The organism is Scytonema sp. HK-05 (assembly GCF_963872035.1).
Classification (GTDB): domain Bacteria; phylum Cyanobacteriota; class Cyanobacteriia; order Cyanobacteriales; family Nostocaceae; genus Kalymmatonema.
In genome coordinates this window covers 51306-69666 of sequence record NZ_CAWMYC010000112.1, presented here as the reverse complement: position 1 = coordinate 69666, position 18361 = coordinate 51306, and the positions used below count along the sequence as shown (strand labels likewise).

The following is an 18361-nucleotide window of genomic DNA, read 5'->3' as shown; positions in this document are numbered from 1 at the left end:
ATGATTGCGGGGTGGGGTTCTCCAGGAATGATAAGTAATCTACCGAACCTGATATGAGACCGGAACCCTACACTGTACTGCTTGCAGTACAGTGTAGCTACTTCACTTAATGTAAGTGTCCATTTTGCGACGAAAAGGATTTGTCTTTTGACAAACCATGACTACGCAAAACTTCTAACTGCTGAGACATGAGCTGTAGCTGTTGTGTGATAATTTTTTCTACCAATGCTTTAGATGGTATCCCTCCCCCATTGCCATGAACTGACGCAACAGGTTTAGAACCATTGGTGGTATTCACATTGACGACATTGTCAACCGTATTTTGCGATTCAATCCAGTAACGTTTTCTTTGGAACGCATAGGTAGGAAGTGGCAGTAGCTGACGCGAATCATCGCCTTCAAATCTTGTCCAGTCAATATCTACTCCTTGCAGATACAATAGTGATAAACTTTCCAGCAATGTTTGCCAATTATCGGACTTTGCAGTCAAAGAAGGTAACCAAACAGCATTTTCTACTTGCTGGCAGCGTTTGCCCAGACTACAGAGAACTGGCTTGGAACCAATTTCTATAAATAATTCGTAACCCTCTGCCAACAAGGTATTCAACCCTGCCATAAATTTTACAGCTTCACGGGTGTGGCATCGCCAATATTTGGCATCGGGTACAACTCCTGAAGGCAGCCAAGTTCCAGTAACATTGGAAATTAAAGGAATGCGCGGTGCTTGGAATTGTACTCCACTTGTGGTTTGCTCAAAAGCATCTAGCATTTCGTCCATCAAAGGAGAGTGGAAGGCGTGAGATACTTTTAAGCGTCGAGTCTCAATTCCTTGGACTTCGAGTTTAGCGATGACTGCCTCAACTCCGGCAATGGTACCAGAGATGGTGATATTATCAGGAGCGTTAACTGCAGAGATGGTAACTTCTTGGCTGTAAGATTCAATCGCCGCTTGCACTTGAGCCTCATTGCCAAATACCGCAGCCATCGCACCCATTGACTTGATTCCCTGCATCAAGCGCGATCGCTCGGCAACAAGCTTGAGTCCTTCTTCCAGTGTAAAGACTCCAGCTATGCAAGCTGCGACATATTCACCGAAACTGTGACCAATGACGGCTGTTGGTTCTACACCCCAAGACTTCCACAACTGCACCAGAGCGTATTCCACAGCAAATATCGCTGGTTGGGTGTAAGCAGTTTCATCGATGCAGCTACTTTCGGTTTCAGTTTGAGGATACAAAACCGACAGCAGAGGTTTATCTAGATAAGACCGCAAAAATTTATCGCATTGGTCGATGCAAGCGCGGAAAGTCGGTTGAGTTTCATAAAGTTGGCGACCCATATTTACATATTGGGAACCCTGACCTGTAAACAAAAAGGCGATTTTGGGATGCTTTTTACCGCCAATTTTACCGCTTACCAACTGAGACATTTTTTTACCAGCAGCGTAAGCACCAAGTACCATTTGTAATTCCAGGTTAGATTTCGCGATCGCAACTAGGCGATGATCGAAATGCGATCGCCCGGTATTTGCCGTGAAACAAATATCTGGTAATGATGCATCAGGGTTATTACCAAGATAATTCTCATAACGTTGTGCTAAATCGCGCAAAGCATTTTCACTTTTAGCAGATAGCGTGAGAAGATGCACCTGCCGTTCAATTGCTTCTTTACTTTGACTTTTGACTTTTGACTTTTGACTTTCTACGGGTGCTTCTTCTAAAATCACATGAGCATTGGTACCACCAAAACCAAAAGAAGATACACCAGCCAAGCGTTGTTTATTGCCTCTATTCCAAGGCACAACTGTAGTAGGGATGGACAAGTTTGTGCCAGCAAAAGAAATGTGGGGGTTAACTTGTTTGAGGTGCAAATGGGATGGAATTTCCTCGTGATGTAGCGATAGGACAGTTTTAATTAAACCAGCCATTCCTGCTGCTGCTTCCAAATGCCCAATATTGGTTTTGACAGAACCAATAACACAAGGTTGCTCAGACGAACGTCCTTCCATAAGGACTGCTTTGAGGGAGTTTACCTCGATAGGGTCGCCTAAAAAGGTTCCAGTACCATGTGCTTCAACGTAGCTAATTTCACTTGGTGACACACCAGCATTTTGCATTGCTTGGCGAATCACTGCTTGTTGGGCTAGTCCATTGGGTGCTGTGAGTCCGTTGCTGCGTCCGTCTTGGTTAATTGCTGAACCTTTAATAACTGCAAGGATATTATCTCCATCACGTTGAGCATCACAAAGACGTTTGAGAACTACGACACCACAACCTTCTCCCCGTACATAACCATCAGCATCGGCATCAAAAGTTTTACAACGACCATCGCTAGACATCATCCCAGCTTGGGAAAATGTAATAGTTAACTGTGGGGTGAGAATTAAATTTACACCAGCAGCTAAGGCAAGTTCGCATTCTCCCTGACGCAGACTTTGACAAGCCTGGTGAAGTGCAACTAAGGATGAAGAACAAGCTGTGTCTACTGCCCAACTCGGACCACGCAAATCTAACAAATAGGAGATACGGTTAGCGGCGATGCTAAAAGCGTTACCTGTACCTGTATAAGCATCGAATCCAGCAACTTGTTTGGGTAGCAACTGAGAGTAATCAAAATTACTAATCCCAACAAATACACCTGTATTGCTTCCTGCTAACTTATCTGGTGCATAAGCTGCATTTTCGAGTGCTTCCCAGCTAACTTCTAATAATAATCGTTGTTGCGGGTCGAGAGACTCTGCTTCGCGTGGGGAAATTCCAAAAAATTGCGCGTCAAATTTATCTACTTGTTCTAAAAAGCCACCCCAACGAGTATTCATTTTACCTGGTGTAGCGCGGTTTGAGTCATAGAAAGTATTCGCATCCCATCGCTCAGAGGGGACTTCGCTAATCGCATCGACACCACGGCGTAGTAATTGCCAAAAGGCTTCTGGGTTATCAGCGCCTGGGAAACGGCAACCAATACCAACGATCGCAATCGCATTATTTTCTTTTTGTTCTTTTTGTTCTTTTTGTTCTTTTTGTTCTTTTTGTTGCTGCGATACTACCTTTTGTTGTGGGACTCCACCGCCTAAATGTTGTGCTAAAGCTGCGATTGAAGGATAATCATACAACAGAGTTGGTAAAAGTTCGCGTCCCAACCATTCCTGTAATTCTCCCGAAATTCTCACCGCTGCCAAGGAACCCAGACCGTATTGTGCGAGAGGTTCGTTAATATTGATTTCTTGGGAGGAAATTTGCAATTGTTCGGTGACTTTGGTAACTAACCAAGCTGCGATCGCTTCGGTGTTTGCTGTCTCAATTTGGGTTTGTTCTAACTGCGGTGCGGTTGACTCCAAAGTTTCTAATTTACTCTTGTTGTGAGAATCAGCACTCCAAATAGCAACCACGTCGAGAGTACCAGCTTCAAACTCAGCCCGACAGGTACTGCGCCGTACTTTACCAGAAGAAGTTTTCGGTAAACTATTTGTTTTAATCAAAACAATGGCATGAGTCTGCAAATCATGGTGTTCGGCTACGGCTTTACGAATTGCTCCTATCACTTCATCAGCGTTAAACTTGCGGAGATGACTGCGTTCGACTTCTTGGACAATCACCAACTTTTCACCAGTTTTGATTTCAACTGCAAAGGCTGCACCACCACCCGGACGTAGTGCAGGGTGACTATTTTCCACAGTGAATTCAATATCTTGAGGATAATGGTTGCGACCCATGATGATAATTAAATCTTTGAGACGACCAGTGATAAACAACTCACCATCGTGCAAAAAGCCTAAATCCCCAGTCCGCAGAAAAGGACCAGTTTTATTGTCGGCAAGGTACGCATTAAAAATATTTTTTGTTTGTTCAGGGCGATTCCAGTAACCTTGAGCGATACTAGGTCCTGATACCCAAACTTCTCCCACCTGTTCATCTGGACAAGCCAGAAATGATTCGGGGTTGACAATCAGCACTTTTTGGTCAGGGCTACTTTTACCACAACCAACAATCGCTTTGCCACCATCAGAAGCACTAGTATATATGACTTGATTTTGTTCCAAAGCTGTGGGTTCAATATGACGAACAATTGGAGCCTCAGATTTCAAACCCCCAGATACAATTAAAGTTGTTTCCGCCATTCCATAGCAAGGATAGAATGCTGAGTGACGGAAACCGCAAGGAGCAAAAGTTTCGGCAAAACGTTCCATTGTTTCGGCACGTATCGGTTCTGCACCTGTAAACGCAACTTCCCAACGACTTAAATCAAGAGTTGCTAGTTGTTCGGGGGAAATTTGGCGACAAGCAAGGTCATAAGCAAAATTTGGACCTCCACTGGTGGTTGCTTTGTAATTAGAAATCGCCTGCAACCAACGGAAAGGCTTTTGGAGAAAAGCAACTGGTGGCATGAGAATACAAGGTCTACCAAGATACAATGGCTGGAGCAAATTCCCAATTAATCCCATGTCATGGTATAACGGCAACCAACCTACAACAATAGTCTCGTTTGTATGGTCAAAAGCCCTCAAAATCATTTGCTCATTGTGCAATAAATTACCATGACTCACCATCACCCCTTTTGGGGTTCCCGTAGAACCCGAAGTGTACTGGAGAAAAGCCAAAGTATCACTGTTGATATTTGGATGGTGCCAATCTACAGCTATGTCAGTGTTAATATTATCGGTTGTTAACCAGGGTATTGCAGCCAATGTATTATTTTCAGCCAATTGAACCGCCATGGTTGTTAATTCGGATGCTGTAGTCAGTGCTACCACTGCTGAAGCATCTGATACAATCGCCTGTAACCTAGACATTTTTTGATTGCGTCGGGGTGGATAAGCAGGAACCGCGACAAAGCCAGCATATAAACAACCAAAAAAGGCGGCGGTAAATTCTAGTCCAGGTGGATATAGTAACAAAGCCCGCGAACCTGGTACTCCGTGTTGAAGAAGTTGAGTGGCGATCGCCCGTGCTTTTTTATCTAATTCTTGATAACTTAGATTAACGCTTTCTGTTTCTCCATCAAGAAGAAAAGTATAAGCTGTTTGTTCAGTTTGATTTTGCGCTCTGTAGGTTAAAAGTTCTACTAAAGTAGAAAATTTAAGATCATTGTTATTGGTAAAATCGTTTAAATTAGCAATCATTTGATGTTTCCTCAGAAAAGATAAAGTACTTGGCAGAATCTGTTATTAACAGTTATTAAGTATCCGCATTATTAGTTTCATTATTGGCGGAAACACCACACCAATTGGTGGAAGGCGTTAATCCACACCATACGCTTGATAACTGCGGCTGGTACTGTTCACTGGTTTAATATTCCGAAAAGTTGCTTTAAATAATCGCAACTGCGGGATGTATGCAATGGATTTAGTGCGTTCTTGTGTTTAATACCAGTCGTATGCCAAATTTTATGCAGTAAGTAAGCTGGCAAGAGAAAATAAAACTATGTAAAGAAAAGTAAAGCTTGGAAAGTAGCTTGTAGTTAGCGCTTATTACATACCTTTAATTATCTACACCGACCTGCTGTTGGGAAAGTTGCAATAGCTCAGGTTGTACCCGATGAAACATTGCCAACAAGAGAGCGAACACAAGTATTGGGCGATCGCAATTTCCAAATTGATGGAGGTGCAACTCGTGGCAGCAATCTTTTCCACAGTTTCAGCCACTTTTCAGTACCCACAGGCGGTGAAGTCTATTTCAATAATGCAGCGAATATCCAGAATATCTTCAGCCGTGTAACAGGTGGGTCAATTTCTAATATTGATGGATTCATTCGGGCAAACGCGAGAGCGAACCTGTTTTTAATCAATTCCAATGGGATTATTTTTGGTGCCAATGCCCGGTTAAACATCGGCGGCTCATTTTTAGCCAGTACAGCAAATAGCATCAACTTTGCCGATGGCTTTAAGTTTAGCGCCACCAATCCCCAAACTGAACCGGTGTTAACAATCAGTGTTCCTATTGGCTTGCAATTTGGGCAAAATCCCGCAAGTATTGCAGTGCAAGGTACAGGATACAACTTATCTGTTCAGGAGCCACTAACTTTACCAACGATTCGCGAACCACTCTTTTTTTGTCCAAAGTCCAAATTTATAGCGAATTGCAATGCTCAGGCGATTCGTAAACGTTCAATATCCTTCATGGGTGGGGCACCAAATAAGCGGGAATATTCACGACTGAACTGTGAAGGACTCTCATAACCAACCTGATAAGCCGCCTCGGTTGCATCAGCGTTTTCAGCCAGCATCAGACGGCGTGCTTCCAATAATCTCAACTGTTTTTGATATTGCAATGGACTCATTGAGGTGACTGCCTTGAAATGGCGATGGAATGATGCAGGAGACATACTCGCTTGCTGAGCCAAATCATCAACGCGCAATGATTTTGTAAAATCAGCTTTGATCCGTTTAATGACCTCTGCCACGCGCTGCATATTGCTACCGGATGTCGCAATCTGGCGAACTGCTTCGTCCTGTTCGCCAATTAAAAGGCGGTAATAGATTTCGCGAATAATCATCGGTGCCAGGAATGGAATATCCTGGGGCGTATCCAGAAGCTGTGTTAGTCTGGTGGCACAATTAATCAACGATGCATTAGCATCACTAACGAACAAGCCTCTAACCGAAGTTTCTTTTTTATCTGGGCTGCGCTGGATTTGGTCAATAATATTCCAAAGTTGAGTTGCGTCCAGGCTCAGCTTAAATCCTAGATACGGTTTGTCTGGTGTCGCTTCGACAATGTATCCACTGAGCGGTAAATCCACTGTGACAACGATATATTGAGCCACACCATACTGATAGGTTTCCTTTCCCAGTAAGGTTTCTTTTTTGCCTTGAAGAATAATGCAAAGAGTCGGTTCATATACGGCGCAGAGTGCTGTAGGCGCAGCAGATTCCCGCATAAATTCCAACTGATTGATCGCGGTTGAATGGATACCGTTACCCTTGTCATCCGTATGGCGGGTCACTAGTTCCACCAGTTCTTGACAAGCATGAATCGCCGTCTCGCGTTTCAAGGGTTCAATTGCCATAGCAGTTTCTCGCTCGCTCCGATCATTTTGCTGCACTCCGATCATTTTGCTGCGATTATTATAGAGGATTCTTTTGAGTACCATCTGACTGCTTGAGAGGATCAGGCAATAATCTGCGAGGTTTATGTATTTAAAACCCTTCTGCTTAAGCCTATGATGAACCTATACCAGAAAGACAATGAAAGGATAAGGCAATAGAACAGGGCACAACAAGCAAATCCAAATCGCTTTGATTACAAAATCGAGGTGAGGACGGAGCAAAAATACCGCTTTTGCAACTGCCTAGAAACGAATTGATGTCGGTTCAAGAATCTAGCTGTGTTACTAACTTAATGTAAGGAGATCTACAGATGACTCAGAGAACATGGTTCATTACAGGTGCTTCCCGTGGAATTGGAGCCGAAATCGCAAAAGCCGTTTTGGCAGCAGGTGACCAATTAATTGCAACCGCCCGCAACAAAGCCGATTTGCATCAGTTCGAGTCCAGTCAAAATGTGTTGACGCTCAGCCTGGATATTACCGACGAGGCTCAAGTGAAAGCAGCAGTTGCAGCAGGACTGGAACGCTTTGGGCAGATCGATGTGTTAGTCAACAATGCGGGATTCGGTTTGCTGGGAGGCATCGAAGAAACCAGTGCTCAAGAGGTTGAGCGGGTATACCGCACGAACGTCTTCGGGCTGTTGAATGTGACCCGTGCCGTGTTGCCCAGTATGCGTCAGCGCCGCTCCGGACACATTATTAACCTATCCTCGATCGGAGGCTACCGCTCCACTCCAGGGTGGGGCATCTACTCCTCAACCAAGTTTGCAGTTGAAGGCATTACCGAAGCTCTGCACGATGAATTAGCTCCTCTGGGCATCCATGCCACTGTGGTCGAGCCGGGATACTTCCGGACCAATTTCCTCGATGGCAGCTCGCTCCAGCGCACTGCCATGGAAATTTCCGATTACGCGGGGACGGTCGGTAAAATCCGTAACCACGCATCTGAACTGAACTATCAACAACCGGGAGATCCCACCAAACTCGCCCAGGCGATCCTTGAGCTCGTCAACGCAGATACCCCACCTCTGCGGTTGCCTTTAGGGACAGACACCCTTCAGGCAATTGCTGATAAAAACGCTTACGTCGAGCAAGAAACGGCACAATGGCGGACTCTGGCTGAATCTACTGATTACAGAGAGTGAGTGCAAAATGGTGAAAAAAAGTAGATATGAATAAATGCTTTCAAGTTCTCGGTGGCGAGATTACGTCCTACTGAGGACTTGAGCTGCGTAACAAAGGTTATGTTCCTGACTTGGTTACCAAAAAATTGGGTCTCAAGCCCCGTCCTAAAGGAGCGGCTTTTTCTTTGTCTTTAAAGATCTAACGAGTTCTCGCGCGTACATCGCTTTTTGTTCTGCCAACCCATGCACAGTAATTCTCAAGAATTTCAAGTTTATATTCTTCTAGTCTAAAATTTAATCGTTTCTTCATGAGATTGGTAAACCTGGACATTCTCCAAAACTCTGAGGAAATTCAAAAGGGAGGGTGACTGGTCACACTCAACCAAAGGGATCTCAGCATCCTGTCGTCAAAAAAAGTCAAAATCAACACCTAATAAACAAAAAGCCGCGTAAATTTTCTTAGACTTTAGGCATTTAACTCAGTTTTACTCAGGAGCGAAAAATAACTGGAGCAATTTATCATGCCTAGTTTTTATTCGCGCAATCTATACGCGAACTCACTTTTTTGTCCAAAGTCCAAAAAGCAACGGGTTAATCAGAAATTCGTTTGCTGCTGAGAAATCTATCTTTGGTTAGAGAACATTTGAAAATATTTGCCGAACCGATAGCCCCCTTTTGTATTACAGTTCAATAGAACACCTGTGCCTTGGGAAGCAACCTCCATGATTGCTAGAAACTGTCTTGGCAAGTGGCTATTGGCAACAAGTGGCTTAATTTTGTCTAACTTGCTCAGTGTTGCCAAAGTTGCAATCGCTCAGGTTGTACCCGATGAAACATTGCCAACCAAAGAGCGAACGCAAGTATTGGGCGATCGCAATTTCCAAATTGATGGGGGTGCAATCCGTGGCAGCAATCTTTTCCACAGTTTCAGCCAGTTTTCTGTACCCACAGGCGGTGAAGTCTATTTCAATAATGCAGCGAATATCCAGAATATCTTCAGCCGTGTAACAGGTGGGTCAATTTCTAATATTGATGGATTCATTCGGGCAAACGCGAGAGCGAACCTGTTTTTAATCAATCCCAATGGGATTATTTTTGGTGCCAATGCCCGGTTAAACATCGGCGGCTCATTTTTAGCCAGTACAGCAAATAGCATCAACTTTGCCGATGGCTTTAAGTTTAGCGCCACCAATCCCCAAACTGAACCGCTGTTGACAATCAGTGTTCCTATTGGCTTGCAATTTGGGCAAAATCCCGCAAGTATTGCAGTGCAAGGTACAGGATACAACTTATCTGTTCGGGAGCCAGCACGTTCACCAACGATTAGAGGGAGTGCCTTAACTGGTTTACGGGTGCTACCAGGACAAAGCTTAGCATTGGTTGGGGGTGATGTAGACATACAAGGAGGCACGCTGACAGCAGAGCAAGGACGGATTGAGTTAGGCAGTGTCGGCGATGGGCAACAGGTTGCTCTAAGTTTCATTCCCCAAGGCTTTGCTCTCAACTATCAAAGTGTACAAAGTTTCCGAGATATTCGATTATCTCAGCAGGCATTAGCTGATGCTAGTGGAGGCGGTTCGGTTCAGGTGCAAGCGAATCAAGTATCGCTCAGTGATGGCTCACTCATGTTGATTCAAAACCAAGGCGAGCAGAGAGGGGGAAGCATTAACGTCAATGCTGCCCAATCTCTGTCCCTGAGTGCAACGAGTTTAGATGGCAGGCTTCGTAGTGGTTTGGATACTCAAACTGTGGGAAGTGGAACAGGAGCAGATATCGTCATTTCCACACGCGAGTTAATTGTTCAGGGTGGGGCAGCAGTCAACGCCCGTTCCTTTGACACCGGTCAAGCAGGGAATGTAACTGTGGATGCCTCTACTTCCGTACAAGTACTAGGGTTTTCGCCGTTTGATTTCTTGCGAACCAGTAGCATCGGTGCTGTAGCGCTAAGTTCTGGGAACGCGGGAGATATCAGGCTGTCAACTAGGCGATTAACGGTTCGTGACGGAGGCTCTGTAGCAGTTTCAACCTTAGGAAGCGGTGACGGAGGAGAGTTAACAGTCAATGCTCTTGACTCTGTAGAATTGCTGGGAGCGAGAAACGCTTTCCAATTTAGTAGTGTATCGGCTGCAACTTTGGGTGCTGGCAATGGTGGGAAAATCACTATCAATACAGCACGGCTCGTGCTTCAAGATGGAGGAACTGTGAATTCTTCCACTGTCGCAACTGGTAACGCAGGTAGTGCAATCATTAATGCTAGAGAATCTGTTGATATCAGTGGTAGAAGCTTAGACTCTGGATTACCTAGTAGTATACGTGTGTCTGCTCCAATTATCAGTAACCAATTGCAACAGGCTTATCAACTGCTGCCAGTATCTAGTGGTTTTTCTGGGGATGTTATTATTAATACTGGACAAGTAAGCGTTAGAAATGGTGCAAAGATTGAAGTCAGTAATCAAGGGCTAGGCAATGCCGGGACTCTTCAGGTTAATGCGAAATCTATCATTCTAGACGGTGGAGGTGCGATTACAGCCGCCACCACATCCGGTGAAGGGGGCAACATTCAACTCCAGGTGAGAGATTTGCTGCTCATGCGCCGTAACAGTGAAATTACTGGGTCGGCTAGGGGTACTGGCAACGGCGGCAACATCAATATTAATACTCCCTTCCTCGTCGCCGTCCCCAACGAAAATAGCAACATTAGCGCCAATTCTGCAAATGCTCGTGGTGGAAATCTGACTATCAATACGAATGGTATTTTTGGCTTTCAGTTCCGTCCACAAAGTACTGCCTTAAGTAGCATCACCGCCACTGGAGGAAATTCTGCGTTAAATGGCACTGTGCGAATTAACGTTGAGAATTTTACCCCCACCAATGGATTAGTAGAACTGCCTTCAGTACTGGTGGATACTAACACACTGATTGCTAATAGCTGCATTGCCCGCAACAGCCAAAAGAGCAAATTCATCATCACAGGTTCTGGCAGCTTACCCACTTTACCTGATGAGTTGGCTAACTCTGGGTTTCCAACTTATGAGTTAGTTCCATCAACCAGTGATTTGCCGATTGGGATACAACAGAGCAATCCAGCTATTGTCGAGCCTGATGGTATCTATCAATTATCGAATGGGGAAGTTGTGCTGGGGCGTTCTTGTCGTTAAAGTGAAAAACTGCCAAATTTTGAAATCTAAGTTTCCAAACTTGGAAAGCAATTTGCGCTAGAAGTTGATGTTTTTAGTATGGCGATCGCTCTACTCTATAAATGAAGCCTCCAAGGTAACGCAAAGCTACAGCATTTAAATGAACTCAAAAACTTAAATATTAATCAACTGGATTACAAGGAGCGATCGTGATGATGAAACTTGTGAGTCTACAAAAACTGGTAAACCAGTGGTTTGATGCCATAGAGTTTGACGATCCCAATACGGCACAGTTATTGTGCAAGATAATCCCCGCTCATTGTCCTTTTGAGCGAGAAATTAAACTTTGTAACTACACCTTCGGGACGCATTCCACCCCTGCGCAAGCTCAACCCTGCTTACGAGCAAGTAGTTAGTCTTCGCTTCAAAGCTCTATCCTATCTTGCTGATGAATGTGGTGAGGATGTCGCACGAGGCTTGCTGACTGAATTAAGCTTCACGATTCACCTCACTATGAGCGTGTTGCTCTGTTTAACAGTTATCAGTTACCAGTTATCAGTTATCAGTTATCAGTTATCAGTTACCAGTTACCAGTTATTAGCTGTTTACTGTTTACTGTTTACTGTTTACTGTTCACTGTTCACTGTTCACTGTTTACTGTTTACTGTTTACTGTTCACTGGTTTAATAACTCGCTTTGTGTTAACAAATATTTAGGTAGGTTTATGTCTATTACAAAAACAACCCGCAAGCGTGGCGTTATCCTTTCTGCTACTGGTTGGGACAAGTTTCAGAAAGTGAAACGCTCCTTTGAGTTTCAAGACAATCATGGTAGCCGCTACACTTTAGACCAACTGAGCGATCGCACTAATCTATCGTTGCATACCATGTCTCGAATCATCGCCCGCGTAGAAGGGGTAGACAAGCTTTCGCTAGAATACTGCTTCCGAGCCTTCGGGTTAGAGTTAGACAAAAATGATTATACCCGACCGAAGGGAGGTGAAACAGTTAACTGGGGCGAAGCGGTAGACGTTTCAGCATTCACCGATCGCACTGAAGAACTAGCGCAGTTACAAAAGTGGGTGTTGATAGAGCGCTGTCGTTCAGTTGCTGTGTTGGGGATGGGCGGAATTGGGAAAACGAGTGTTGCAGTTAAGTTTGCCCAACAAGTCCAGCATGAGTTTGATTATATAATTTGGCGATCGCTCTCCCAAGCTCCACCTGTTGATACTCTCATAGCTGATTTGGTGTGTTTTTTGTCAAATCAACAGGAAACCAAAGGTGATATTGCGCGACTCATGCATTATCTGCGTAGTTCTCGGTGTTTATTAATCTTAGACAAGATGGAATCAGTTTTGGATGCCGGTCATGCTGGGCACTATCGTCCCCGTTACGAGGGATATGGTGAGTTACTCCAGCTCGTTGGAGAAACTGTTCATCAAAGCTGTTTGATTTTTACCAGTCGTGAAAAGCCTGCCGAAATTGCCGCCAGTGAGGGAACTGAGCTATCGGTGCGTTGCTTGAGGTTGGTTGGTTCGCAACAAGCTGCTTTTGCCTTGCTTGCGTCAAAAGGACTAGTAGGGAGTGAGGAGCAAAAGCAAGAATTATGCGAGCGCTATGGTAACAACCCGAAAGCATTGAAGATAGTTGCTACTTCAATTTATGATTTGTTTGACGGCGATATTGAGGAATTCCTCAAGCAAAATACCCTAATCTTCAATGGTATTCGCCGCTTATTGGATGAGCAATTCAATCGCCTCTCACAGTTGGAACAATCGATAATGTACTGGTTGGCAATTAATCGCGAATGGACGAGTATTGCAGACTTACGCGACGATATTGTACCTGGTGTTTCCACCGCAGAGTTGTTGTCAGCTTTGGAGGGGCTAAATGGGCGATCGCTTCTTGAAACAGATTCTAGTTACTACACCCTACAGCCATTGGTGATGGAGTATGTTACCAACAAACTGACTAAACAGATGGCAACTGAATTAACCACTAAAGAACTTTCTTTTTTTATTAGGTATGCGCTGATAAAAACAACAGTCAACAACATTGTAAAACAAAGCCAAGAAAAGTTGATTTTGCAGCCACTTGCTAACTTTCTCCTTACTAGTTTTTATTCGGCATCAGTTCTCGAAAAACAAATTCAGGAAATTTTTCAAGTACTGGAGGATGAAAACCGTAGATTGCCTGGCTATGGTGTTAGCAACTTAATTAATCTCTGCCGTCACCTCGGACTTGATATAACTTCCTATGACTTTTCCGATTTGACTATTCAGCACGTCTCTAAAAAGAAGAAAAATTTGCGCCCTATTAATTTTGTCCACGTTAACCAGGCGAAAGCCGTGTAATTTTCTTCTACAAACAAAAGTTAATTAGCAAAACTAAATTAAGGAGGTAGGTTATGGAATCAAACATACAAAACTTTATCTATCCTTTGCAACGCTATCACGGTGAAGTTAAGCCAGACGCTTTAGTATTTAATGCCAACTTACAAGAATTTGCCACAAAAATTAGCTATATCTGCAATTTACAAACTAATGGAAAACTCTCCCTGGAAAAGTCATACCAGCAAATGAATACTATGAATGAAACAGTTACAATGCAGTCATTCAGCACTAGGAATTGGCAAAGATGTAGATGATTAACAAACTAAATTTTCGGTTCAACTTGACTAAAATACTCAAATGAGAAAATCATGTCTATTACTGGCTTCCGGGTACGGGTGCTGTTTCCATTAGATTAGTAAGTAAGCGGACATAATTAAACGTAGGATGTGTTAGGCGCAGCCGTAACGCATCAGTTCCTTGAGCAGCATGGGTTAGGCTGTTGCGCTTTCCGTCCTACTAAGATGGTTCATTCTATAGCGCTTTTCATTGAGCGTGAGGTACACGGGTAGGGGCATACCCAGACTCAAAAAATATATGGCTACAAGTAAGTTAGAAGTAGATGCCTTAGTGCCAAATCATTCAGCACAGCCAATCAAGGGAGAACTCACCTTTGTAGATAATACCTTGGATACCACAACTAGAACGATTCAACTAAAAGCCACCTTTAGCAACACCCAAGGACAGCTATCATCAGGGGAATTTGTGGATGTGGTGCTGAAACTGGCTCAGTTATCCAATGCGATCGTTGTCCCTTCCCAGGCATTACAAACTGGACAAAATGGACAGTATGTGTATGTTGTCAAATCTGACAAAACAGTCGCAGCCCGTCCAGTGAAAGCTGGGGATACACTGGGAAACGAAACAGTGATTAATCAAGGACTTCAACCCGGTGAGCAAGTCGTTACCGATGGACAATTCAATCTTGCACCTGGTGTATCTGTTGCTATCAAACAATAATAAATAAACTTTTAACTAACCATGATTGCATATACTGTCAAGCATCTTCTCAAACAATTTTCGTTGGTAATAATCGTTTTAGCGATCGCCCTGTTTGTTTTTCAAAATGTCGCTCTAGCTGATAAGCCACCAACTAAAGATTCTGTAGTTGCCGTAACCGGAACAGTGACAGGCAATGTCCAACAGGTAGGATTCCGGGCTTTTCTGTTCAAACTAGCAATTCAGTACAACTTAGCTGGTTGGGATCAAAACCTCAGCGATGGAACTGTGGAATTTATTTGGCAAGGAAAACAATCCCGAATTGATCAAGCCATAGCGCAAATTCCTACAGGTGATACATCGGCAATTGTTACTCAGGTTTTGACTAAATCAATACCAGTGAATCCTGAACTGAATACTTTTGTTGTCCGAGGTTGGACTTCTGTTAGTCGTCATTATTTTAAACCCACTGACCTAACTTTCACGCTGCGCGATGACAATAGCGTTATCTCTGCAAAGGCGGCACAAAAAATTTACAAAAATACTATTCGTCCAATAGTTGGGGACGAGTAACATTATTAGCCATGAATATGACTTCTGTGTTCATTCGCCGCCCAATTATGACCACCTTGGTTATGCTGGCGATTCTAGTTTTTGGGCTGATGAGTTACTTTATATTACCCGTCAGCGACCTTCCTAACATGGATTTTCCCACAATCTCGGTGTCTGCTAGTTTACCAGGAGCCAGTTCAGAAACGATGGCGGCATCGGTAGCAACGCCTTTAGAGCAGCAATTTTCCACCATTGTCGGCTTGGGTTCCATGAACTCCACCAGCGCCATAGGGAGTAGCCAAATCGTCCTGCAATTTAATTTGAGTCGAGATATTGATGGTGCAGCGCAGGACGTACAGGCAGCGATCGCTCAGGCAACTAAGCAATTACCTAGTGATATGCCTAGTCCCCCATCATATAAGAAGGTGAATCCAGCAGAGCAACCGATTCTTTACATTACCCTCAGTTCAGACTTGGTGCCACTTTCCGAGGTAGATAAGTATGCAGAGGAGACACTGGGGGAACGCCTGTCGATGGTAGATGGGGTGGCGCAGGTGCTCGTTTATGGTTCTCAGAAATATGCTGTTCGTATCGAAGTTGATCCCCAATCATTGAAAGCCAAAGGGTTAGGCATTGATGATGTGGCAAAAGCGATCGCTCAAGGTAACGCCGATTTACCTACTGGGAATCTCTACGGTAATCACAAAAATTACACCGTTGAAGCTAATGGTCAACTGCTCAATGCTGCCGGCTATCGCGGCTTGACTGTTGCCTACAGTAATGGTGCGCCAGTGCGTTTGGGTGATTTAGGTCAGGTCATTGACAGTGTGCAGAATGACAAAATTGCCAGTTGGTATTTTACGAATCAGGGACAGATTCCTAAACGTTCGATTATTTTGGCAATTCAACGTCAGCCAGGAACAAACACCATCGATATTGTGGATGCCATCAAAGCACTGCTCCCTAGTTTGCGCTCGCAAATTCCCGCTGCTGTGAATATGGATATTTTCTATGATCGCTCTCAAAATATCCGTGACTCGGTGAATGATGTCAAATTCACATTATTACTCACCATTTTCTTGGTGGTGTTGGTCATCTTTCTCTTTCTGCGAAACCTGCGTGCTACTTTAATTCCCAGTTTGACTGTACCCCTATCCTTGGTTGCCACCTTTGCAGTCATGTTCCTACTGGGCTTTTCCCTAGATACACTTTCCCTAATGGCGCTAACCTTAAGCGTTGGTTTCGTGGTAGATGACGCGGTGGTAGTCCTGGAAAACATCGTCCGTCACATGGAAATGGGGGAAAATCGTCTGCAAGCTGCGATCAACGGCTCAAAAGAGATTGGCGGCACAATTATTTCTATGACTTTATCGCTAGTGGCAGTCTTCATTCCCATGTTGTTCATGCCTGGTATTTTGGGAAGATTGTTTCATGAATTCGCCGTTACCATTGCCGCTGCTATTCTAGTTTCCGGTCTTCTTTCCCTCAGCTTAACGCCGATGTTATGCAGTCGATTTTTGCAATCAGAACATCAGGAAGTAGGGGAACACAAAGAAATTGACGACAAAACTCAAAACTTTGCTTTGCGTTTCTACGCTTGGAGTCTGCGAAAGTCCTTGAAATATCACCGCACAACGATGATTCTCTCTGGTGCAATTTTGCTAGTGACAATGTATTTATTTGTTATCGTTCCCAAGGGCTTTCTCCCCAGTGATGATAACGGATTGATTACTGCCCAAACCCAAGCAGCCCAAGATATTTCCTTTGGCGACATGATCAAGCACCAAGAAGCAGTGGCAAATATCATTCGTAATGACCCGAATGTAGATGTACTCAACTCAGTTGTAGGCTCATCGGCAACTGGAACAGCGGGGAATAATACGGGGATTATTGTCATTCGGCTCAAACCCAGTTCTCAAAGACACCTCAATGCTGATCAAGTGATTCAGGAATTACAACCAAAATTACGGCAAGAACCGGGAATTAAGGTGTTCTTAATCAATCCACCACCAATTAACATTGGTGGTAAGCAGACAAATGCTCAGTACCAGTTCACCTTACAAAGTACCAACTTCCAAGACCTTTATAAATACACCCCCATCCTGCAAGACAAACTCAGCAAAATACCAGGATTGCAGGATGTGAATAGTGATTTGCAAATTGATAACCCTCAAGTGAATGTGCAAATTAACCGCGATCGCGCTAATGCCCTTGGTTTAACTGCCCAACAAATCGAAACAGCCTTAGGTGATGCCTATGGTACTATCCAAGTTTCCACGATTTACGCCCCAGATAATGAGTATGAAGTCATACTAGGGTTGTTACCACAGTATCAGCAAGACCCTAATGCCCTCAACTTGCTTTCGATTCATTCTCCTAATGGTCAGCTTGTCCCCTTAAATACAGTTGCCACCTTAACAAAAAGTGTAGGCTCGTTAACTGTCAACCATCAAGGACAACTCCCAGCGACAACCATCTCCTTTAACCTTAAACTGGGCGTATCTCTGGGAGATGTGACGGGAAAAATTCAACAAGTTGCCCATGATACGTTACCTGCAACCATTAGCACCAGCTTTCAGGGTTCAGCCCAAGCTTTTCAATCTTCAATCGCCGGACTGGGGTTGCTGTTGTTGGTGGCAATTTTGGTGATTTACATTGTGCTGGGTATTCTCTACGAAGACTACATCCACCCCCTCACAATTTTATCCAGCTTGCCTTCTGCTGGGTTTGGCGCACTGCTCACACTGATATTGTTCCATATTGATCTCAACGTTTACGCCTTTATTGGCATCATCTTGCTAGTGGGCATTGTCAAGAAAAACGGCATCATGATGATTGACTTTGCAATGGAAACCCAACGCCATACAGATAAATCCCCCAGAGATGCCATTTACGAAGCCTGTTTAGTACGTTTCCGCCCCATTATGATGACTACAATGGCAGCTTTGATGGGAACATTGCCGATTGCCCTTGGTTTGGGCGCTGGTGCAGAATCACGCCGACCTTTGGGGATGGCAGTTGTAGGAGGGTTGCTATTTTCTCAACTGCTGACACTATACATTACACCCGTGTTTTACACATACATGGAAGCGCTGCGCAGAAAGTTAGAAAAAAGCAGCAATAGGGAACTTCTGCATACACCGTAAGGGCTTACAGATGTATGCCCTCATAGCATA

At 44.1% G+C, this 18361-nt stretch carries 12 protein-coding genes; 10 read left to right on the top strand and 2 right to left on the bottom strand.

The window, feature by feature from the left end; genetic code table 11:
* Positions 1 to 106: 106 nt before the first annotated feature.
* The gene (locus AACT52_RS22320; protein WP_073633422.1) at positions 107 to 5119 is read right to left on the bottom strand and encodes a type I polyketide synthase; all 5013 of its coding nucleotides are present in this window, start codon (positions 5117 to 5119) and stop codon (positions 107 to 109) included.
* 423 nt (positions 5120 to 5542) lie between these two features.
* Here AACT52_RS22320 and AACT52_RS22315 point away from each other — a divergent pair, with 423 nt between their 5' ends.
* Complete coding sequence (locus tag AACT52_RS22315; protein ID WP_073633421.1) at positions 5543 to 6175, top strand: filamentous hemagglutinin N-terminal domain-containing protein; 633 nt, start codon at positions 5543 to 5545, stop codon at positions 6173 to 6175.
* On the opposite strand, the gene AACT52_RS22310 is transcribed toward AACT52_RS22315, so the two are convergent.
* Complete coding sequence (locus AACT52_RS22310; protein ID WP_073633429.1) at positions 6085 to 7005, bottom strand: AraC family transcriptional regulator; 921 nt, start codon at positions 7003 to 7005, stop codon at positions 6085 to 6087. The two genes, AACT52_RS22315 and AACT52_RS22310, sit on opposite strands and share 91 nt — an antisense overlap.
* Before the next feature lie 350 nt (positions 7006 to 7355).
* Here AACT52_RS22310 and AACT52_RS22305 point away from each other — a divergent pair, with 350 nt between their 5' ends.
* The 9 genes from AACT52_RS22305 to AACT52_RS22270 all read left to right on the top strand — a co-directional run bounded on the left by AACT52_RS22305 (position 7356) and on the right by AACT52_RS22270 (position 18331).
* Positions 7356 to 8189: an oxidoreductase gene (locus AACT52_RS22305; RefSeq protein WP_073633420.1), complete on the top strand. Its 834-nt coding sequence runs from the start codon at positions 7356 to 7358 to the stop codon at positions 8187 to 8189.
* A 701-nt stretch (positions 8190 to 8890) separates the two neighbouring features.
* Positions 8891 to 11326 carry a two-partner secretion domain-containing protein gene (locus AACT52_RS22300; RefSeq protein WP_073633419.1) on the top strand — a complete coding sequence of 812 codons (2436 nt, stop codon included), beginning with the start codon at positions 8891 to 8893 and terminating at the stop codon, positions 11324 to 11326.
* A 191-nt stretch (positions 11327 to 11517) separates the two neighbouring features.
* Positions 11518 to 11721, top strand: coding sequence for a Mo-dependent nitrogenase C-terminal domain-containing protein (locus tag AACT52_RS22295; RefSeq protein WP_443216664.1), 204 nt, complete (start codon positions 11518 to 11520; stop codon positions 11719 to 11721).
* Positions 11633 to 11992, top strand: a complete 360-nt coding sequence (locus tag AACT52_RS41490; protein WP_073633418.1) for a Mo-dependent nitrogenase C-terminal domain-containing protein — start codon at positions 11633 to 11635, stop codon at positions 11990 to 11992. The genes AACT52_RS22295 and AACT52_RS41490 overlap by 89 nt, the downstream gene beginning before the upstream one ends.
* A 37-nt stretch (positions 11993 to 12029) precedes the next feature.
* Positions 12030 to 13658 carry an NB-ARC domain-containing protein gene (locus tag AACT52_RS22290; RefSeq protein WP_073633417.1) on the top strand — a complete coding sequence of 543 codons (1629 nt, stop codon included), beginning with the start codon at positions 12030 to 12032 and terminating at the stop codon, positions 13656 to 13658.
* Between the two features lie 53 nt (positions 13659 to 13711).
* A complete protein-coding gene (locus tag AACT52_RS22285; protein WP_337251656.1) occupies positions 13712 to 13951 on the top strand; it encodes a DUF7219 family protein in 240 nt (79 codons plus the stop codon).
* Positions 13952 to 14189: 238 nt separating this feature from the next.
* Positions 14190 to 14654: an efflux RND transporter periplasmic adaptor subunit gene (locus AACT52_RS22280; RefSeq protein ID WP_272937117.1), complete on the top strand. Its 465-nt coding sequence runs from the start codon at positions 14190 to 14192 to the stop codon at positions 14652 to 14654.
* Positions 14655 to 14675: 21 nt separating this feature from the next.
* On the top strand, positions 14676 to 15206 hold the full coding sequence (locus AACT52_RS22275; RefSeq protein WP_073633415.1) for an acylphosphatase: 531 nt from the start codon (positions 14676 to 14678) through the stop codon (positions 15204 to 15206).
* Positions 15207 to 15217: 11 nt separating this feature from the next.
* Positions 15218 to 18331, top strand: coding sequence for an efflux RND transporter permease subunit (locus tag AACT52_RS22270; RefSeq protein WP_073633414.1), 3114 nt, complete (start codon positions 15218 to 15220; stop codon positions 18329 to 18331).
* The last annotated feature ends 30 nt before the right edge of the window (positions 18332 to 18361 follow it).